We start from the raw sequence: 17,380 nt of genomic DNA on the forward strand, positions 1-17,380 counted from the left end.
GGTCGGGGTCAACGCGATCGCCCGGGGGGACGCCGGAGCCCCGGCCCTCCCGGACGCGACGGGCCCGGTCACCACCGGGCCGGGCGAGCCGGCCGTCCCCGAGCGCGGCCCGCTGCCCTAGGGAGTTTCTTTCGGATCGGGCCGGATCGGTGAGCGGGGTCCGGTGCCGTGGATCGGGAGGCGGAGGAGGGAGCCCACGCGGAGCGCCGGCGACCGACGACAACGCGGCGGGGCGCGGTGCCAGGGCTCGCGAGCCCGGCACGATCCGAAAGAGACGGCCTGGAGGCCCCCTCCGAGCAGGGGCGGGCCACAGTGACACATCTCTCACTCGGTCAACCCCGGCCCCGGCCCCGGGCGTAAGGCCATCAGATACTGACCTTGCGAGGAGCCGATGGCCAACCACACACAGACCGACCTCCGTCCGCCCCCGGCCGCCGTCTCCGTCCCCCGTACCCGGAAGCGGACGGGCGCGCGTTTCCTCGCGGGTTCCCGTGCGGGCTTCCCCGCCCGGCGGTGGGATGTCCTCGCCCGCACGGCGGGCACGGCGCTGGCGGTCCACGCCGTGAGCACCACGATCCATCTGGTGATCCTCGCCCTGATGGGCGGTCCGGGCGGTCCGCCGCTGCGGGAGCGGCTCCAGGCCTGGGACGGACACCTCTACATATCCATAGCCGAGGACGGCTACCCCCAGGGCCTCACCCGCTCCGAGACGGGCGAGCCGACCGGCAACAACCTCGCGTTCTTCCCGCTCTATCCGCTGCTCACCCGGTCCGTGCACCAACTGACCGGCCTGGAGACCGGCATCGCCGCCATCGTCGTGGCACACCTCTCGCTGCTGGGCGCGCTCATCGCCGTGCACCGTCTGCTGGCCCTGCTGTACGGGCCCCGTACCGCCACGATCGGCATCGTGCTGCTGGCGGGGGCGCAGCCGATGGCGCTGACCTTCCTCATGGCGTACAGCGAGGCGCTGTTCCTCGCGCTCGCGGCGGGGGCGCTGCTCGCCGCCCACCGCCGGCGCTGGCTTCTCGCCGGTGTCCTCGCCTTCCTCACCGGGCTCACCCGGCCCGCCGCGCTCGCCCTGGCCCTCGCCCTGGCGCTGGCCGCCCTCCTGGAGCTGCGGCGCCGGCGCGATCTCGCCTGGCGCCCGATCGCCGCGGTCGTGCTGGCCTGCGCCGGCACCCCCGTCTATCTGGCCTGGGTCGGGGAGCGCTCCGGGCAGCTCAACGCCTGGTTCGTGATCCAGGAGGCGGGGTGGGGCACCCACTGGGACAACGGCGCCGCCTTCGTGGACTTTCTGCGCGGGACCTTCCTCCGGAGCGACGACTGGGTGCCGTTGAGCACCGCCGTCCTCCTCGTCCTCGCGGTCTGCGCCACGGCCGTCACCTGGCGGCGCGGTGTCTGGCCGCCGCTGCTGGTCTACGGCACCACCGTGCTCGTCCTGACCCTGGGGCAGAGCAACTACTACCACTCCAAGCTGCGGCTGCTGATCCCCGCCGTGCTCTTCCTGGTGCCCCTGGCGCAGGCGCTGGCGCGGGCCGGCACCCGTACGGTCGTGGTCTCGCTCACCGCGGCGACGCTCTTCGGGAGCTGGTACGGCGCCCATATGCTCACGTCCTGGAAGTACGCGATCTGAGGCCGCCGCCCCGGCGGGAGGGCCGCGGGACAGTGGGGACAAGCTGCCGAACGGGGGGCGTTTCCCCCCGAAGTCCCGCCCTCCTGGCGGCCCGGCGGTTGCCGGCACAGTTTTGTCCGCCATACTCCTGCCGTGGAGCAGAAGCACATAGGACCGAAAATCCCGCCGACGCACGCGGCCGGAGTCGACCCGGCGTACATCCCCGGGCTCATGCCCGCGCGCCCCGCCGGGGCCGGCGCGGACACCGGGGAGACCCCGGAGCCGGAGACCGGGGCGCCGCCGCCGGACGGTGTCCGGGAGGACGCCGTATCCGATGCCGTGCCCGAGAACGCCCCGCCCGAGGAGGCGGCGCCCGAGGAGTCCGGGGAGTCCGGGAAGCCCCGGGAGTCCGAGGACGCCGACGGGAGCGGCGAGGGCGGCGCGCCCGACGAGGGGCCCGTCTTCGAGGTCTCCGACCGGCGCGGCGCGATCGTCGCGGACGGCGCGGGCGTCACCTTCCGGCTGGACACGGAGGAGGCCGGCTTCGGCTGGGACGAGATCAAGGCGGTGGAGTTCGACACCCCGCGCTTCGGCCGCCGGTTCAGCGTCACGGTCTACACCTCGACCCAGCGCTGGTTCCAGAACGATGTCGAGGCACCGACCCGGGCCGATCTGAAGACCTGGGCGGCGGAGCTGGACGCGGTGCTGGACGCGCGCTTCGAGGACAGCGCGACCTGACCCGTGGGGCGCGGGGCGCGGCGGCGGGTGAGGCCCGTCAGCCCCGCGGCGCTCCGGCGACGGCCTGCCCGGTCTCCCGCGCGGTGAGATGCGGGCGGAGGCCGTGCGCCCCGGCGCCGTCGTGGACGAGGACGTCCTCGACGCGCCCGTCGAACAGCGGCGCCGGCGTCTTCGCCGGTGCCACCAGATCCGTCCGGTCGGCGATGCCGATCCGGCGCCCGACCGGCTCCGGCCACCGGCCGCGCTTCCCGGCCGGGGCGGTACGAGCCGGCCGAAGACCGGATTCCGCACGTCCGGTGGCGGGCCCGGCGTGACTGGGGTCAGCGGGGGCCGGCCGGGGTGCGCGCACCGTGCCTCGTACGCGACGACCGAGCCGGGCGCGCGGGCCACCAGCCCCTCGGTGCCGTCCGTCAGCTCCCGTACGCACCGCTCCCGCACTGCGGCGCGCACCGGGGCTCGGTGAGATCCCGCTCGGCCACCGGCCGGCGCCGGAGCTTCCGGCGGCTCTGCCCGGCTCCGTCGTGCCCGGTCGCGGCGCGGATGCCGGCGGGCACGGAGGCGAGCTGTTCGCTCTCGGGGAGCGGGCGGTACCGCCCGCTTCCCGGCGCGATGAGGAATCGCCGCCCCGCCCACCCCGCGGCCGCCCCCCTGTTCAGCGCGGTACCGGGGGCGGCCGGGGCCTCTCCCTCAGGGCCTGCGGGGAGGAGTCAGGCCGGGAGCAGCGGGCGGCGGCGCGAGAGACGCATGGCGGCCTCCGTCACCGCGGGGTCGGACGAGGCGCCGGACAGGCCGTCGAGATAGGCCTGGGCCGCCGCCTCGTAGAGGTGGCCGACGGCGTCGAGCCGGGCGTCGTGGGCGTTGCGCCGGGCGGCCGTACGGATGTCGAGGGCCGCCTCGGCCTGTCGGGCGCGCTCGGCGCCGGCCTGCTCCTCCTCGATCCGCTCGTCCAGGGCGCGCAGGGCTTCGACCGCGCTCCGGTAGGAGCCCAGATGGGGGTGCTCGTCGCCGAGCCCGAGCAGCAGGGCGACACCGCCGGAGAGCAGCAGCAGGGCGACGAACATCAGCGAGACGGTGTCGGGGGAGAGATTCAGCGAGTCGATCAGGCTGACCTGCGGAATCGGCTCCACATCGGGGGAGAGCTGGAGTGGCGGCTCCTCCCGGAAGACCAGCCGCGCCCTCATGTCGCCGAGCGTCCACGCGCCGTACCCCCAGGCCACGAGGGCCGCCAGGGCGGGCAGGGCGGCCAGCCGGATCGCGCCGGTGGCGGAGCGCCGCCGGAGAATCCGGCCCGCGAAGTGCGGGCCGAGGATCATCACCGTGGACACGGCGAGGGTGAGGCTGACCGTGAGCCCGGCGGCGGTGTCGCCGGTGCCGTGGAGTTCGGTGAAGACGGCGTAGTAGACCGGGATCTCCACCAGCGCCAGCAGGGCGAGCAGGGCGAGCCGGCCCCAGACGGGCATGCCGGGGCGGGCGGTGGCGCCCTCCCAGGCGGCCCGGGCCGCCGGGTCGGCGGCGGGGGCGGGGAGCGGGTCCGGGGTGTCCGCCGGGGCCGTGGGCGGGGTGTCGGAGAGGGCGTACCAGCGCGGGTGGCCGGCGGCCGGCTCCCGGTCGTCGCCGGGGCGCGGTTCCGGGTCGTCCCGATCGGACGGCAGCCCGGCGCGGGTCCCGCGCGGGTCGAACCGGCCCACCACCCGGTCGCGGAAGGCGTGCCAGCGGTCGGCCCGCTGGGCGAGCCGGTCCAGCTGGGCCGTGGCCCGGTCCCGCTGGGACTCCAGCAGCGTCCGCCGGTCGTCCGCGCGCCGGAGCCGCGCTTCGGCGGCGGTGAGGGCCGCCCGCACCCTGCCCGCCTCCAGCGCCGCGCTCTCCTCGGCGCGGGCCGCCTCGACGGTGAGCTGCTGCCGCACCCGGTCCCGCGCGCTCGCCAGCTCGGCGAAGTACGGGACCGGCTCGGGGCCGCTGAGCACCCAGGGGTCGTAGACCCCGGCCTTCGCCGCCCTGGCGCCGTGCTCACGGGCCCCGCGCCTCAGCCACTCGGTGTCCTTGCCCCGGATGAGGGCGGGTTCGATGGGCTCCGGCTGGGGCAGCGAGCCGTCCGGGAAGAGCCGGGGGTCCGGCCGGCCGCGCCGGGCCCGGTCGTCGGCGGGCCGGCCGCGCCGCGGCCGGAGCCGGCGGGGGCGTTCGTCCCTACCGGTAAGTGGTGTGGACACGGGCCTTGATCCTCCCCTCCAGGAGTTCCGTCCAGAAGGCGTCGAACTGGCGGTACCGCGAGGACTTGGTGTCGAACTTCATGCCGTACCCGACGGGGTGGATGTCCGCGCCGTCGAGCTTCGGGATGTCGTGCGAGGAGAGCAGGTCGTCGATGACCGCCTCGCGCTTCGCGGCGGTGGACAGATCCTGCCTCCCCATCCGGAACTCGGGGTCGTTCTGCTGGAAGTCGCTGACCACCAGCACCTCGAAGGAGGTGTCCCCCCGGTCCGGCCTGGAGAGCGCGATACGGGAGAGCCCGCCGATGACGTCCGAGCCGGGCTCCTCCTTCTGCGCGCAGGCCAGCAGCTTCCGCGCACCGGCGACCGCGGCGGCCCGCAGCGCGGTGCGGGTGCGGTCGCGGTCCGCGGTGCCGGGCAGGTCCGGGTCGAGATCGACCTCGCCGACCTGGCACTTGGACGCCTGGGAGACCCGGGTGATCGGGGCGAAGGCCGTCCTGCGGCACTTGTTGTCGGCGAGGAACCCCGCGAGTTTCGCGTCCAGTTTGGCCTTGGCGTCGAAGCCGTCCTTGGTGGCGGCGGCCGAGCCCGAGCCGTCGACCACCACCCCGCAGGCCTGGCTCCAGCGCTCCGGTTCGTCGTTGAACCCGCAGGAGGCGGTCGCGGTGGTGGCGAGGGCGAGCAGCAGGGCCAGGGGGAGCGAGCGCCGGGCGCGGGTCCGGGGCGGGGGCGGGGTTGCGGTGGGGGTCCGGGTCGGGGTCGGGGTCATCGGGTGGTCCTCCTCCCGGCGCTGCCGGGCATCTGCCGGTCGAGAATGCGCAGCGCCCGCGAGGTCGCCGTGGAGTCGGTCTCGTCGTCGTCGAGGAGCCAGATCTCCGGCCGCCGCCAGCTGTCGTCCAGCGCCGTGCGGCCGGGCAGCCAGTCGGCGCTCGGGCGCCGGCCGAGCCGGGAGAGCTGGGGGTGGGTGATCCACACGGCCTCCCAGTAGCAGGCGAGTTGCTGATTGGAGCGGTCGATCACCGCCTGGGCGCGGGAGCGGCAGAGGTCGGTGCTGGTGCGCCACTCGCCCACCCAGTGGCCGTAGCGGGCCAGCGCGGCGGGCAGCGGCTCGGCCCGGATGTCGTACTGGTTGACGACCCGCACCGACTCGGAGCGCAGCCGGGCGATCAGCTCCCGCTTGCGCAGGATCAGGGCGGAGCGCATCTGTTCCGTGGTGCGGCGAGCGGTCTCCCGTACCTCGGTGACATAGGGCGTGACCAGCAGGAGGTCGGTGTCGGCCGGTCCGGCGGGCGGCCCGTCGGCCGGGGTGAGCGGGACGCGGGGGACACCCCGGGCGCCGTCCCGCCGGCCACGCCATCCGGCCACGGTTCGTGTGGTGCGGCCGAGCCGGCCCCGGCGGGCCACCGCGTTGACACTGTCGGCTCTGATCATGGATGTCTTTCCCCCGATTTCCCACAGCGCGAATTCCGCGCCGGACAGAGGTGCAATTCATCGTGCTCACGCATGCCGAATACGGCCCTTTACGGCCGGCTCGCGGTACCGCCCCCACGGGACCGCGAACGGTAGTTCGGATCGGATACGGATCGGAGATGCGGATCGACGCGGGGTCCGGATACGGATCGGAGCCGGTCCGGATACGGATCGGGCCGGCTCCGTCGAGCGCGGCACCCCGGGTGGTTGAAGGCGATAACTGGCAGGAGCGTAGCGGAGGTTTCCCGCTTCCGTACCCGAGAACGCCCAATTCGGCGACCGTTCCCGAAGTCGCCCGGAAGCCGACCGGAGAACGCCCTCGGGGGCCGTCTCCAGCGGGCCATACTGAAATGCCTCAGGGGAGAGAAAGGGAGTGGGGCGGATGGCCGGCACCACCGGGTCCTCGGGCCTGTCAGCGGACCCGTCCACGGCCCCCGGGAGCGCGTCCCGAACGGGTGCCGGTGCCGGTGCCGATGCCGGTGCCGGTGCCGATGCCGATGCCGGTGCCGATGCCGGTGCCGGTGCCGATGCCGGTGCCGGTGCCGGGCCGGACGAGGGACGGCGGCCCGGGGACGGGCGGGCGGACGGTACGGAGGAGGGCCGGGCGGGGGCCGGGGCGGTGGAGGACGGGCCGGTGGAGGACGAGGCGGCGGAGGACGGGCCGGTGCTGCGGGTCTCCGGGACGCACTTCCCGGTGTGGACGCTGGGGCCGGGGAAGCGGCTCTGCGTCTGGGTCCAGGGCTGCGGCCTCGGCTGCCCCGGCTGCATGTCCCGGCACACCTGGGACCCGCACGGCGGCCTCGCCCGTACGGTCCCGTCCCTGCTGGCGCTCTGGCGCGCGGCCCTGGCCGCCGGGGCGGACGGGCTCACCGTCAGCGGCGGGGAGCCCCTGGACCAGCCCGCCGCCGTGGCGGCCCTGCTCGCGGGCGCCGCGCGGATCGCCTCCGCGTCCGGCCGGGAGGCGGACCTGCTCCTCTACACGGGGTACGAGGACGGCGAGGCCGAGGCGGACGAGGCGCGCACGGCGGCGGTCCGGCACGCGGACTGCCTGGTGACCGGCCGGTTCCGGACGGCCGAGCCGACCGCGCTGGTGTGGCGCGGCTCGGCGAACCAGCGGATGCGGCCACGGACGGAGCTGGGACGGGCACGGTACGGGCCGCATCTGCACCGGACCGACACCGGCTCCCGGCTCCAGGTGCACATGGTCGAGGGGGAGGGCGATGTACGGCTCTACGGGGTGCCCCGGCGCGGTGAACTCCGCGCGCTGGAAAGGCGGCTCAGGGACTTGGGGATGGGGCTCGACGGGCCCAGCTGGCGGCCATGAGACACCCCGCCCGCCGCGCCGCCGACCCGGGCGCCGCCCCCGGCAGGGCGAGCACGGCGGGTGCGGCGGACAGCGCGGGCAGGGCGAACAGGGCAGGCAGCGCGGGCAGAAGGGCCAGGGCCGCCCCCGCGCTCCGCTCTCACAGCTCCCCCAGCGCCTCCGCCGTGCTCCGGTTGCGCACCACCACATGCACCTGACGGCCGGGGTCCCGGGCGAGTTCGTCGCGGATGGCCCAGCGCAGCCAGACCGCGCTGACCTGCGGGGTCAGCCCACCGCGCCCGGCCCCGAGCAGCGGAAAGCAGAGCGAGGCGAGGGCCGGGCCCCGGCCATCGGCCGCCAGCGCGGCGTCCTCCTCCCGGGCGAGGGCGAAACAGGCGCCCACCGCGCGGGCGATGCTCTCCGGGCTGACCCGGTAGGTGTCCTCGTACGGTGTGGCCACCGCCGCGTGGTAGATCCGCCGCACCCCGCGGGCCGCCAGCGCTCCCGGCGAAGTGGGCACCACCGTCCCGGGCCGCACCGGCAGTCCGGGGCGGCCATGGGCGCGCAGCCACTCGCCCAGCTCCCGGGCGAGGACATCGTCGACTATCTCGCCCGCCGGGTCGCGCACGGCGGCGGCCAGCCGCAGCGAGCCGGAGACCGTGGGGCGGAAGGTCTTGGACATCTCCAGGTAGATGTTCTCGGAGGAGACCAGCACATCGATGTCCCGCAGCAGTTCGATGGGCGAGACATGGAGGGTGAAGCCGGCGTGGGCGCCGACCGGGACCCGGCCCGCGGGCTGCCGCGGGGGTTCGAGCCCGCCCCCGGTCCCCGCCCCGGCGCCGGGCCCGGTCTCGGCAGCCGCCGTGCCCGCGCCCACGCCGACGGTGCGCGCCGGTTCCCTCAGCACGGTCAGCACCGCCTCCGCCAACTGCTGCACCACCTGGGGCTCCTGGTGTTTGCGGAAGCGCTCGGGAGTCACCCCGTACACCGCCGCCGCCATCTTGCGGCGCTCGGACGCGGGGGCACCCCGGCGGTCCGGGAGCAGACCGAAGGTGTGGGCCGCGGCCCGCCCGAGCAGATCCCCCGCCCCGAGCCGTCGCACGGCCTCCTTGAGCAGGGCCTCGATGCCCGCCGGGAGGTCGTCCGGGCCGTCGCCGAAACCACCGGCGAGGGCGGCGGAGCGCAGCGCCGGATACTCCGTTCCGCGCAGACCGGCCAGGCCGGGCCTGCGCAGATTCCGCAGCTCCTCCAGAAGTTGATCATAAGCGGGCAGAGAGTGCGGCAACCGCTCCTGACTCATGGCCACCACGGTAGCGAGCGGCCGTACTCCGGTCGACGGTTTCCGCACATCCGGCACCCGGGGCACAGCGGGCCGAACACCCCCCGGACACGGCGGAAAAGGGAAATCCCTCCCGCCGTCGCCGGGGCTTCGCTACGATCGCGGCGGCACAAGGAGGGGTACGGGGGTTTCGCGGCCGAAGCGGCCGAATTCGGCGCCGTCGGTGTCGTCCATGTCGTTGAGGTCGTTGAGGTCGTTGACGTTGAGGTCGTTGACGTCGTTGACGTCGTTGACGTCGTTGGTTTCATCGATGGGGCCGGCACGATCAATACCGTCCGAGCCGTCGAACCCTCGCTGCCGGCGCCGCCTTTGCCGCGATTCCGCGCGCCGACGCACGGCACGGCCCGCGCGGCCGGTTCCGCGCGGATTCCGGCCGGGTCCGCCGAACCGGACCGGCGAATTCCCCGCACGCGGGTCCGGGAATTCCCGCCGCCGCCCGGAAAGGGCGGCCGAAGCGCCCGTTCCGCTCCGTTCCACTCCCCCGGCCCCGGCTCCCGACCCCGGCCACCGACACCCGCCCCTGGCCCTGCACCCGCCCCCGCCGCCGACTCCGTCCACCCGCGCACGAGGTGACTGAAGTGACCCTCCCACCGGAACCGCCGCCGCCCACCGAGTACGAAGCCGGTCACCCCACCCCCGGAGCCGCGCCGCCCACCGAGTTCGAGGCCCGCGACCCACGGCCGCCCGGAGCCGCGCCGCCCACCGAGGACACCCGGGCCGGGCAGCCCCGCACCGGCGGCCCCGCAACCGCGCCCCGGGCCGACACCGGGCAGTTGCCGGCCTCCCTGCGCGCCCGGTTCCGGCTGCGGGCCGTGCTCCGCCGCGCCGAACGGCCCGAACAGGCCGCCGTCTTCCGGGTCGAGGACGAGCACGGCGCCACCCACGTCCTCAAGTGGTACGACCGCGCGCACGCCCCGGACCCCGAGGTGTGGGCGCTGCTGCGCGAGAGCGCGCGCCCCCACCTCACCCACTTCTCCGAGGCCGACCCCACCGGCGCCGACGGCCACCCCTACGACCTCGCCCCCTCCTACGGGGAGATCAACCTCGCGGACCATCTGGAGCAGAACCCCGGCCCGGCGGACCCGGTGTTCATCCACAGCCTCGTGCGCCAGCTGCACCGGGCGCTGACCACCCTGCACGAGCTGGACATCGTCCACCGGGACCTCAGCCCCGCCAACGTGGTGCTCGGCACCCTGGACCCGGCCGATCCGGAGCTGGTCCTCGTCGACTTCGGAGTCTCCGCCCACGCCCCCGAGGAGCGGTACAGCCGGGAGCGCTGGGCCGGCACCGCCCGCTACATGTCGCCGCAGGCGTCGCTGCGCAACCAGGTCATCCACCCGCCCGCCGACTGGTGGTCGCTGGGCATGATCGTCGCCGAGCTGGCCGGCGGACGGCACCCCGTCCGGTACCACGAGAACGACGCCGTGCGGGAGGAGATCAGCTCCCGCGACCCCGATCTGCGGCTGGTCACCGACCCCGGGCTGCTCCGGCTCTGCCAGGGGCTGCTCACCCGCGACCCCGACCCCGGCCACCGCTGGGGCGGCGACGAGGTGGCCCGGTGGCTGGCGGGCGAGGCCCCCGACGTCCGGTGGGTCCCCGGCTCCGCGCCGGGCGGGCCGGACCCCGCCGACGGCCCCGGAGTCGAGCCGTACGCCTTCCTCGGCGAGGAGTACACCCGACCGGCGCCGCTGGCCAGGGCCTTCGACGAGAACTGGCGGCACGCCCGCGCCGCCCTGGCCCGACGGCGCGGCCGGGAGACCTTCACCCGCTGGCTGCGGCAGTTCGAGGGCGCCCCGGGACGGGACGGCGCCGAACTGGCCTCCCTCATCGGGCTGTTGGCGAACGAGCCCGGGCCCGCGACGCTGGTCCGGCTGATCGGCTGGCTGGGCCCCGGCCTGGAGGCCTCCTACCGGGGAGCGCCGCTGGACCGGGCGGGGCTGCGGGATCTGCTGACCGACGCCGGGCGCGGCGACGAGTTCGCCGGGTCCGTGGTCGCGGACCTGGGCCGGCACACCATCCTGCCGCTGCTCGACGACCGTCCCGGCGGGGAGGGGCTGCGGGAGGTGCACGGGCGCTGGCTCACCGCCCTCTCCCGCTGGGAGCACCTGGTGGCGGAGCTGATCGACGAGACCCCTTCGCTGCGCGGCGCCCGGGACGAGATCCGTCTCGCCGCCCGGCTCGACGGCTACCGGCGGGCCGCCCTGCTCTCGCTGGCGGCCGACGCCGAACCGGGCCGCCGCCGGCTCGCCGAGCGGACGGCCCGCACCCTCAGGGCCCTGCCGCAGCCCGTCGCCTGGTACGAGCGGCTGGTGCGCGACCGCGACGATCTCGTACGGATGCATCTGGCCGAGCGGCTGGCCCCGCTCGCCGAGGAGGAGTCCTGGCAGGCGCACGCCCGGATCGAGGCGGACCGCGCGGTCCTGCGCCAGCAGCGGGATCTCGACGCCGCCGCGCTGTGGCTGCGGCGGCAGGACATGCTGCCCACCCTCGGCTGGGCGGTGGGCGGGGCCGCCGCGCTCATCCTGCCGTGGATCTTCGTCATCGGGATCACGGATGTGGCGGGGTGGGCCGACCAGCGGAGTGTGCTGATCGCCTGGCTGCTGGCGGTCCCGGGGGCCGCCGCCGTGCTGGCGCTCGAACTGTGGACGGCGTACCGCATCGGCAGCCCCGGCTACCACCCGGACCGCTCCCTGGCGGGCCTGGTGATCGACCGGGCGCTGCCCTTCGCCCGGTTCATCCGGCAGCCCGGAGCCCGCTTCCCGGTCCGCGGGCTGCTGCTGCTCCTGCCGCTGGGGGCGATGTGGCTGACGGTGGTGTACGCGGGCTGGATCTGGCCGGTCGTCACGGTGACGGCGCTGGCCTGGTGGTGCGTACGGCGGCTGTACCGCTGGCAGGTGTACGTCGCCGAACTGCGGGCGCGGGTGGGACCCGGGACCGGGGGGCGGCGGCGCGACGGCGAGGGTGCGGACGGCGGGGACAGCGGACACGGCGGAGACGGCGGAGACGGCGAGGACGGCGAGGACGGGACGGCGGGCGGGCGGACCGCGCGCCCGGTGCGGAGAGGAGGGCTCGGATGAGCTCAGGAATCGCGTTGCCCAGCATCAGCGAGGTCATGACACAGGTGAACTTCCCGGCGGACCCGTTCGCCGTGACCTTCCCGCAGGGGGTCGTGGAGGGCGCGGCGCGGGAGGCCGCGGGGTCGGCCGGCTCGGCGGCCGGGAACATCGGCGTCCCCGACGTGCTGCGGGAGGCCGCGGGGTCGGCCGGCACGGTGCCCGGGAGCATCGGCGTCCCCGACGTGCTGCCGGAGTTCTCCGTCACGGACGCGGCGGGCCAGGCCGTGGACTCGGCCGTGGACCAGCTCCAGGACCTGCTGGTGCCCGCTCTGATCGGGCTCGGCTCGCTCAGCGGCGCGCTGCTCGCCGGCCGGGCGGCCATGGCCGGGGCGCAGGTGCTCGCGACGGCGGCGATCCGGGCGGCGCAGGCGCAGGACGCGCTGCGGGAGCAGCGGCTCGACGCCCAGCGGTCCGCCGCGTGCTGGCGGGACGCCGCGTTCGCCGCCGCGCAGGTCAACGCCCGGCTCGATGTGCTGCGGGCGCGTATCGCGCGGGCGGGCGCGGCGGCCGGGCCCGGCGGGCCCCGGCCGCCCGGGCTCCCCGGGGCGCCCGATCTGCCGCCGCCGCTCGCCCCCGCCGGGCTGAGGCTGGAGGAGATGTGGCGGCGGCTCGCCGACACCGAGGGCCGGCTGCGCCGGGCCGAGGCCGCCTGGGCGCGGGCCGCGATGGACGGCGCGGGCGCGGCGGAGGGCACGGCCGGGGCGAGCGCCTGGCACACCCGGCTGCGGGCCCGGCGGCGGGAGGCGCTGGCGGAGTACGAGCGGACCGGCAGCCCTCCCGCCCCGGCGGACCCCGTACCGGCCCGGCCGGCCGCGGGCGCCGGGCCCTCCGGCGAGGAGGTGCTGCGGATCGGCGCCGAACTGCTGGCCGGGCTGCCGCACACGGTTTCCCCGGCGGACCACCGGCTGGTGGAGGAGACGATCGCGGCGGCGGCGGAGGTGGCCGCCGAGCGGCCCGCGGCGGCCAAGCGCCATCTGCGCGAGGCCACCCGGTTCGCCGACCGGGCGGCCCGCGCCGCCGAGCGCCGGCAGCGGGATCAGGAGTGGGCGGCGCGGAAGCTCGCCTTCCTCCGGCACACCCCGCCCGGTGCCGGTCTCCCGCTGCCGGACGCCGGCGCCGAGATCGCCGCCCTGGAGCGGGCGCTCGCCGAGGGGACGGCGCTCAGCGAGTCCGAGACGGCCCGGGTCTCGGCGCGGGTCGGCGAGCGGACCGCCGTGTTCCAGCGGCTGTACACCGGGGAGGTGATCCGTACGGCGGTACGGGAGGTGGGGGCGGAGCACTCCGCCGGGAGCGGTGAGCGGGCCATCGACTGGACGCCGCCCGGCTGGGGGGACGAGCACTGGCTCCGCGTCCTGGTGGACGGATCGGGCAGCGCCCGCGTCATCACGATGCACCGCGACCGCACCGCGACCGGGGAGACCGAGGCGGACCGGGAGCTGGACCGGCTGCGCTGCGCGGAGGCCCCGGCCCGGCTGAGCGCGCTGGAGGAGGTCGCGGAACGCTCAGGGCTCCGGCTGCGGTTCACCTTCGAGCCGGCACCGGAGCACCCCACGGCGGGGGCGGCCGACGGGGCCACGGAGCACACCCTCCCGCCCCCGCAGCGCCGCGCGGACCCCCGCACGGGCCCCAGGGCCCGCCACCACGACGGAGGCCCTCGCCGATGAGACCCGGGGCTGCCCCGCCCGCCACCTGTCCGGGCGGGCCCGGACCGGGGACCCCCGCGCGGCGCCCGTGCGGGCGGGGGCCCCGGGCCGGGGCACCGCCGGCGGAGGAGCCACCCCCGCACCCGGCACACCGACCACCCGCCGGTGCCACGCCGAGCCCGCCGGGAGGAACACCCCTCCGGGCCCCGCAGCCCGCACCCCGGCACCCCGGCACCCCGTACCAGCCGGACCACCGCACCGACAGCACCCCGCCCCGGCGGAAACGGACACCCGCCCACCGGCCCCCACCCCGGACAACGCCCCGTACCGAAGCCACGACCACCCCGCCGGTGGCGCACCGCGCACCGCACCCCCCAGCCCACGCCACCACCACCAGGAGGCACGCCGATGACACAGGAGCCACCGCAGGAGACGCTCCGGGACAGGCTGCGGAAGGCACCCCCGCGACCGGAACACCAACCGGAGGGGACAGCGGAGCCGGTGGCCGGGCCGGGGGGCGGTGGGGTCAGGGAGCGGCGGCTGCCCGCGTTCGCCGAGGAGTTGACCGGCACCCTCAGCGTCCACTCGCAGTACGTCCTGCACGGCAACATCCGCGATATCCACCTGGTCCGCCACGACGACGGCGTCGGCGCCCCGCACGACGGCCACCACACCCTCACCGAGGTGGTGTGGAACGCGCTCTGGCAGGAGGGGTACGAGGTCCTCCTCCGCTACGACATCGTGGACGGGTTCACGGTGGTCACGGGCCCGGCGGCCGAGGAGGTCCGCGCCCTGCTGCCGTCCCCGCGCACCGCCGGCCGGCTGCCGGGCGACCGCGACCGGCCCCCCGGGCACCTCGCCGGTGCCGAGCAGACCATCCGCGCGATCGCGAACGGCTGGCAGCAGCCGGGGGCGGCGGAGCGCCGGCCGGCCGAGGGCAGGCCGCACCTGGGGGCGGCCCGGCGGAAGGACCCGTACCGGGCCGCGCTGCTGATCGACTACGCGGCCCGCATCCCCACCGATGTCACCCGGCTCAGCGACCCCGAGCGGGACTTCTTCCTCAACTGTCTGAAGCTCGCGGAGGACGCCCGCCCCCTGCTCGACGAGGAGACCGGGCGCCGGGTCTTCAACCCGGTGATCTGGCTCGCGGACGGCGAGCGCGAGCTGCCCACCTGGCTGGTGGCCGGGAGCGAGCGGGTCCGCACCATCGGCCTTCCGCTGCCGGACCTCGGCGGCCGGCGGCGCATGGCCCGGCTGCTCGCGGAGGAGCACGAGGAGCGGGCGGGCGCCCTCCGGGAGGGCCGCCCCGTCCTGCTCGACAAGAAGCACCACGCGCGCGACCACGCCCAGGACATCGACACCTTCGCCCGGGCCACCGCCGGGCTGACGCTGCGCGCGATGCGCGAGAGCACCCATATGGCGCTCGACCGGGGGCTGCCGTTCTCGGCCATGCGCGACGCGGTGCGCGTCTACCAGCTCGGTGTCGAGGACAACCCCTGGCAGCGCTCCCATGTGCGGGAGCAGATCACCAAGGGCGAGACCTACATCCGGAGCCGGGTGAAGGGCCAGGAGAAGGCGGTCGGCAAGACCCTCGACATCCTCAAGCGCGCCGCCCTCGGCCTCTCCGGCGCACAGGCCTCCCACCCCGGCAGCCGCCCGCGCGGGGTGCTCTTCTTCGCCGGGCCGACCGGGACCGGCAAGACGGAGCTGGCCAAGTCCGTGGCCGAGGTTCTCTTCGGCACCGAGGAGGCCTGTCTGCGCTTCGACATGAGCGAGTTCTCGGCGGCCCACTCGGTGGACCGGCTGGTGGGAGCGCCCCCCGGATACGTGGGGTACGAGGCGGGCGGCGAGCTGACGACGGCGGTCCGCAACGACCCCTTCCGGGTGGTGCTGTTCGACGAGATCGACAAGGCGGACCGGGGGGTGCTGGACAAGTTCCTCCAGGTGCTGGAGGACGGCCGGCTCACCGACGGACAGGGGGTGACGACCTACTTCAGCGAGTGCGTGCTGATCTTCACCTCCAATCTGGGGGTACGGAGCCGGGCGGAACGGCCGGGCCAGGGCGAGGTGTCCGGCGGCCGGGTGGCCGTGCCCGGGATGCCGTACCACGAGCTGGAGGAGATCATCCTGGACAATGTGAAGCAGCACTTCGTGGAGGGGATCGGCCGGCCCGAGCTGATGAACCGGCTCGGCGGGAACGTGGTGGTCTTCGACTACATCTCGGCCGAGGTGGCGGCGGAGATCTTCGACTCGCAGGTCGGCAACATCCAGCGGGTGCTGCGGGAGGAGCAGGGTGTGCGTCTGAGCCTCTCCGACGCCGCGCGGCGCACGCTGTCCGCGCACTGCACGGCCGACTCGGACAACGGCGGCCGGGGCATCGGGATGCTGCTGGAGACCCATCTGATCAACCCGCTGGCGCGGGCGCTGTTCGACCAGGGGGCGCTGCGGGGCACGGCGGTCTCAGTGGAGCGGGTGCGGCTGGACGGGGACGGCACGGCGGAGCTGGAGCTGCGGGTGGCGCCGGCGGAGGGCGGGGCGTGAGTACGGAGGAGGGCGGGGCGTCCGCGTCCCGCCCGCTCCGGCGGCGGGCGCGGGGCTGGGTCCCGCTGACGGACCCGGCCCCCGCCCCCGCCCCCGAACCGGAATCCGAACCGGAACCGGAACCGGCGGCGGGGCCGATCGGAGCCGGCGGCTGGCAGCCCGTGCCCGAACCGGCCCCCGCCGCCCCCGCCCCGCCCGGGGCCCCGCGCCACACCCCGCCCGGGGACCCCGGGAGCCGCCCCGGTCCGACCGGCGACGGGCCCCGGGACTGCTGGCACTGCCGGGAGCCGCTGGACCCCCGCGAACCCCTCTGCGCCTCCTGCGGCAGCCCCCGCACCCATGTCCTGCTGCTCTGCGACTCCCCCTGTCTGGAGCTGGCCCAGGGCCCCGGCGCCCCGCTGAACCTCGGCCGGGACCCCGACTGGTCCCCCCGTACCGCCGCCGCCTTCACCGAACTGCTCAGGATCTCCCGGCGGCACGCGACGGTCACGGTGGAGGCGGACGGCAGCGCGTGGGTGGAGGAGGCGGCGGCGTCCGGCAGTCTCAACCACACCTATCTCAACGGCGCCCGGATCACCCCGGGTCTGCGCACCCCGCTGCGCGACGGCGACGAACTCCGGCTCGGGCTGCGGGTGGTCGGTTTCTCGGTGCGGCTGTACGGACCGGGGTGACCGGCTCCGCACCGGAGCGTCCGGCGGACGCGCCCCGCGCACGGGCCCGGGCGCCGAACGCCGGTCGGCAGGTGGACCGGGCCGTCCCCCGAGCGGCCCGGTGCACGTCTCAGAGCCGCGCCCCCGGCGGGACGACGACGGCCCGCAGCGGCGCCAGCAGCCGGTTGGCCTCGATCGCGCCCTCGAAGGTGCCGAGCGAACAGCCCTGCCCCGGCTCGGCCTTCAGCGGCTCGGCGCCGCAGCGGTCCCCGAAGAGCACCACCGCGTGGTGCGGCCGGTTCCGCCGCGACTGCCACACCAGCCCCTGGGCCCGGCGCTCCTGACGCCGGATCTCCCGGGCCCAGAACCGGGTCGACGGATAGCGGCCCTCGTCGCCCTCCAGCAGCCAGGAGCTCTGGAACACCGCCGCGAGATCCTCCTCGGAGACCAGCCGGACCAGGGTGAGGTCCTCCGTCACCCGCACCCTGGACAGGGTCCGGGAGGCCGCCAGCGCCCAGGGCACCTGGCGCGTCCCGGCCGGGCCGGAGAACCGCACGGAGCGCAGCAGCACCTCCGCGAGCGCGGTGGTCGGCTCCGGTGCCGCGTACAGGAAGGGGTAGGGGTCGTCCACCGTGCCGTCGAAGCGGGCGCCGTCGAAGTGCGGGTGGGCGCGGGACGTGTTGAAGGCGGTGGCCGCGTAGGCCGACGCGTGGCAGCGCCACAGCTCGGTACCGGCCGGGACCACGGTCAGGGCGGGCTCCATC

14 protein-coding genes are annotated in these 17,380 nt (G+C 76.0%); 7 read left to right on the top strand and 7 right to left on the bottom strand.

Going from position 1 to position 17,380, the window contains the following annotated elements; all coding sequences use genetic code 11:
* Positions 1-391 precede the first annotated feature (391 nt).
* Together ABT122_RS03835 and ABT122_RS03840 are read left to right on the top strand one after the other, a co-directional pair.
* A complete protein-coding gene (locus ABT122_RS03835) occupies positions 392-1,633 on the top strand; it encodes a putative hexosyltransferase (protein WP_351544847.1) in 1,242 nt (413 codons plus the stop codon).
* 132 nt (positions 1,634-1,765) lie between these two features.
* Complete coding sequence (locus ABT122_RS03840; RefSeq protein ID WP_351544850.1) at positions 1,766-2,350, top strand: hypothetical protein; 585 nt, start codon at positions 1,766-1,768, stop codon at positions 2,348-2,350.
* Between the two features lie 37 nt (positions 2,351-2,387).
* Here ABT122_RS03840 and ABT122_RS03845 read toward each other — a convergent pair whose 3' ends face one another.
* From ABT122_RS03845 to ABT122_RS03860, 4 genes are all read right to left on the bottom strand, one after another.
* Positions 2,388-2,534 (bottom strand): hypothetical protein, encoded by a 147-nt coding sequence (locus ABT122_RS03845; protein ID WP_351544853.1) that lies wholly within the window; start codon positions 2,532-2,534, stop codon positions 2,388-2,390.
* Between the two features lie 523 nt (positions 2,535-3,057).
* The gene (locus tag ABT122_RS03850; RefSeq protein ID WP_351544856.1) at positions 3,058-4,557 is read right to left on the bottom strand and encodes a hypothetical protein; all 1,500 of its coding nucleotides are present in this window, start codon (positions 4,555-4,557) and stop codon (positions 3,058-3,060) included.
* Positions 4,535-5,323 carry a hypothetical protein gene (locus tag ABT122_RS03855; RefSeq protein ID WP_351544859.1) on the bottom strand — a complete coding sequence of 263 codons (789 nt, stop codon included), beginning with the start codon at positions 5,321-5,323 and terminating at the stop codon, positions 4,535-4,537. The genes ABT122_RS03850 and ABT122_RS03855 overlap by 23 nt, the downstream gene beginning before the upstream one ends.
* Positions 5,320-5,985, bottom strand: coding sequence for a hypothetical protein (locus ABT122_RS03860; protein ID WP_351544862.1), 666 nt, complete (start codon positions 5,983-5,985; stop codon positions 5,320-5,322). Before ABT122_RS03860 ends, ABT122_RS03855 begins: the two co-directional genes overlap by 4 nt.
* A gap of 673 nt (positions 5,986-6,658) precedes the next feature.
* Between ABT122_RS03860 and ABT122_RS03865 the strand changes: the two genes are divergently transcribed.
* A complete protein-coding gene (locus ABT122_RS03865) occupies positions 6,659-7,348 on the top strand; it encodes a 4Fe-4S cluster-binding domain-containing protein (protein WP_351544864.1) in 690 nt (229 codons plus the stop codon).
* 139 nt (positions 7,349-7,487) lie between these two features.
* Here the strand turns inward: ABT122_RS03865 and ABT122_RS03870 are convergent, their stop codons facing one another.
* Both ABT122_RS03870 and ABT122_RS03875 read right to left on the bottom strand, forming a co-directional pair.
* Positions 7,488-8,627 (bottom strand): macro domain-containing protein, encoded by a 1,140-nt coding sequence (locus tag ABT122_RS03870; RefSeq protein WP_351544867.1) that lies wholly within the window; start codon positions 8,625-8,627, stop codon positions 7,488-7,490.
* Positions 8,628-8,759: 132 nt separating this feature from the next.
* The gene (locus ABT122_RS03875; RefSeq protein ID WP_351544870.1) at positions 8,760-9,143 is read right to left on the bottom strand and encodes a hypothetical protein; all 384 of its coding nucleotides are present in this window, start codon (positions 9,141-9,143) and stop codon (positions 8,760-8,762) included.
* A gap of 101 nt (positions 9,144-9,244) precedes the next feature.
* On the opposite strand from ABT122_RS03875, the gene ABT122_RS03880 reads away from it, so the two are divergent.
* From ABT122_RS03880 to ABT122_RS03895, 4 genes are all read left to right on the top strand, one after another.
* A complete protein-coding gene (locus ABT122_RS03880) occupies positions 9,245-11,743 on the top strand; it encodes a protein kinase domain-containing protein (protein ID WP_351544873.1) in 2,499 nt (832 codons plus the stop codon).
* Positions 11,740-13,446, top strand: a complete 1,707-nt coding sequence (locus ABT122_RS03885; RefSeq protein WP_351544876.1) for a hypothetical protein — start codon at positions 11,740-11,742, stop codon at positions 13,444-13,446. Before ABT122_RS03880 ends, ABT122_RS03885 begins: the two co-directional genes overlap by 4 nt.
* Positions 13,447-13,833: 387 nt before the next feature.
* Positions 13,834-15,966: an AAA family ATPase gene (locus tag ABT122_RS03890; RefSeq protein WP_351544879.1), complete on the top strand. Its 2,133-nt coding sequence runs from the start codon at positions 13,834-13,836 to the stop codon at positions 15,964-15,966.
* Positions 15,963-16,637 carry an FHA domain-containing protein gene (locus tag ABT122_RS03895; protein ID WP_351544881.1) on the top strand — a complete coding sequence of 225 codons (675 nt, stop codon included), beginning with the start codon at positions 15,963-15,965 and terminating at the stop codon, positions 16,635-16,637. The genes ABT122_RS03890 and ABT122_RS03895 overlap by 4 nt, the downstream gene beginning before the upstream one ends.
* A 109-nt stretch (positions 16,638-16,746) precedes the next feature.
* Here the strand turns inward: ABT122_RS03895 and ABT122_RS03900 are convergent, their stop codons facing one another.
* The gene (locus tag ABT122_RS03900) at positions 16,747-17,379 is read right to left on the bottom strand and encodes an RES family NAD+ phosphorylase (RefSeq protein ID WP_351544883.1); all 633 of its coding nucleotides are present in this window, start codon (positions 17,377-17,379) and stop codon (positions 16,747-16,749) included.
* Position 17,380: the final 1 nt, after the last annotated feature.

The organism is Streptomyces sp. NPDC001985 (assembly GCF_040296845.1).
In the GTDB taxonomy this organism is placed as follows: domain Bacteria; phylum Actinomycetota; class Actinomycetes; order Streptomycetales; family Streptomycetaceae; genus Streptomyces.

What these genes read in the sequence shown, in the direction of transcription:
- ABT122_RS03870 (WP_351544867.1), bottom strand. Translation starts at nt 8,627, where the DNA reads ATGAGTCAGGAGCGGTTGCCGCACTCTCTGCCCGCTTATGATCAACTT.
- ABT122_RS03860 (WP_351544862.1), bottom strand. Translation starts at nt 5,985, where the DNA reads ATGATCAGAGCCGACAGTGTCAACGCGGTGGCCCGCCGGGGCCGGCTC.
- ABT122_RS03885 (WP_351544876.1), top strand. Translation starts at nt 11,740, where the DNA reads ATGAGCTCAGGAATCGCGTTGCCCAGCATCAGCGAGGTCATGACACAG.
- ABT122_RS03890 (WP_351544879.1), top strand. Translation starts at nt 13,834, where the DNA reads ATGACACAGGAGCCACCGCAGGAGACGCTCCGGGACAGGCTGCGGAAG.
- ABT122_RS03900 (WP_351544883.1), bottom strand. Translation starts at nt 17,379, where the DNA reads ATGGAGCCCGCCCTGACCGTGGTCCCGGCCGGTACCGAGCTGTGGCGC.
- ABT122_RS03835 (WP_351544847.1), top strand. Translation starts at nt 392, where the DNA reads ATGGCCAACCACACACAGACCGACCTCCGTCCGCCCCCGGCCGCCGTC.
- ABT122_RS03855 (WP_351544859.1), bottom strand. Translation starts at nt 5,323, where the DNA reads ATGACCCCGACCCCGACCCGGACCCCCACCGCAACCCCGCCCCCGCCC.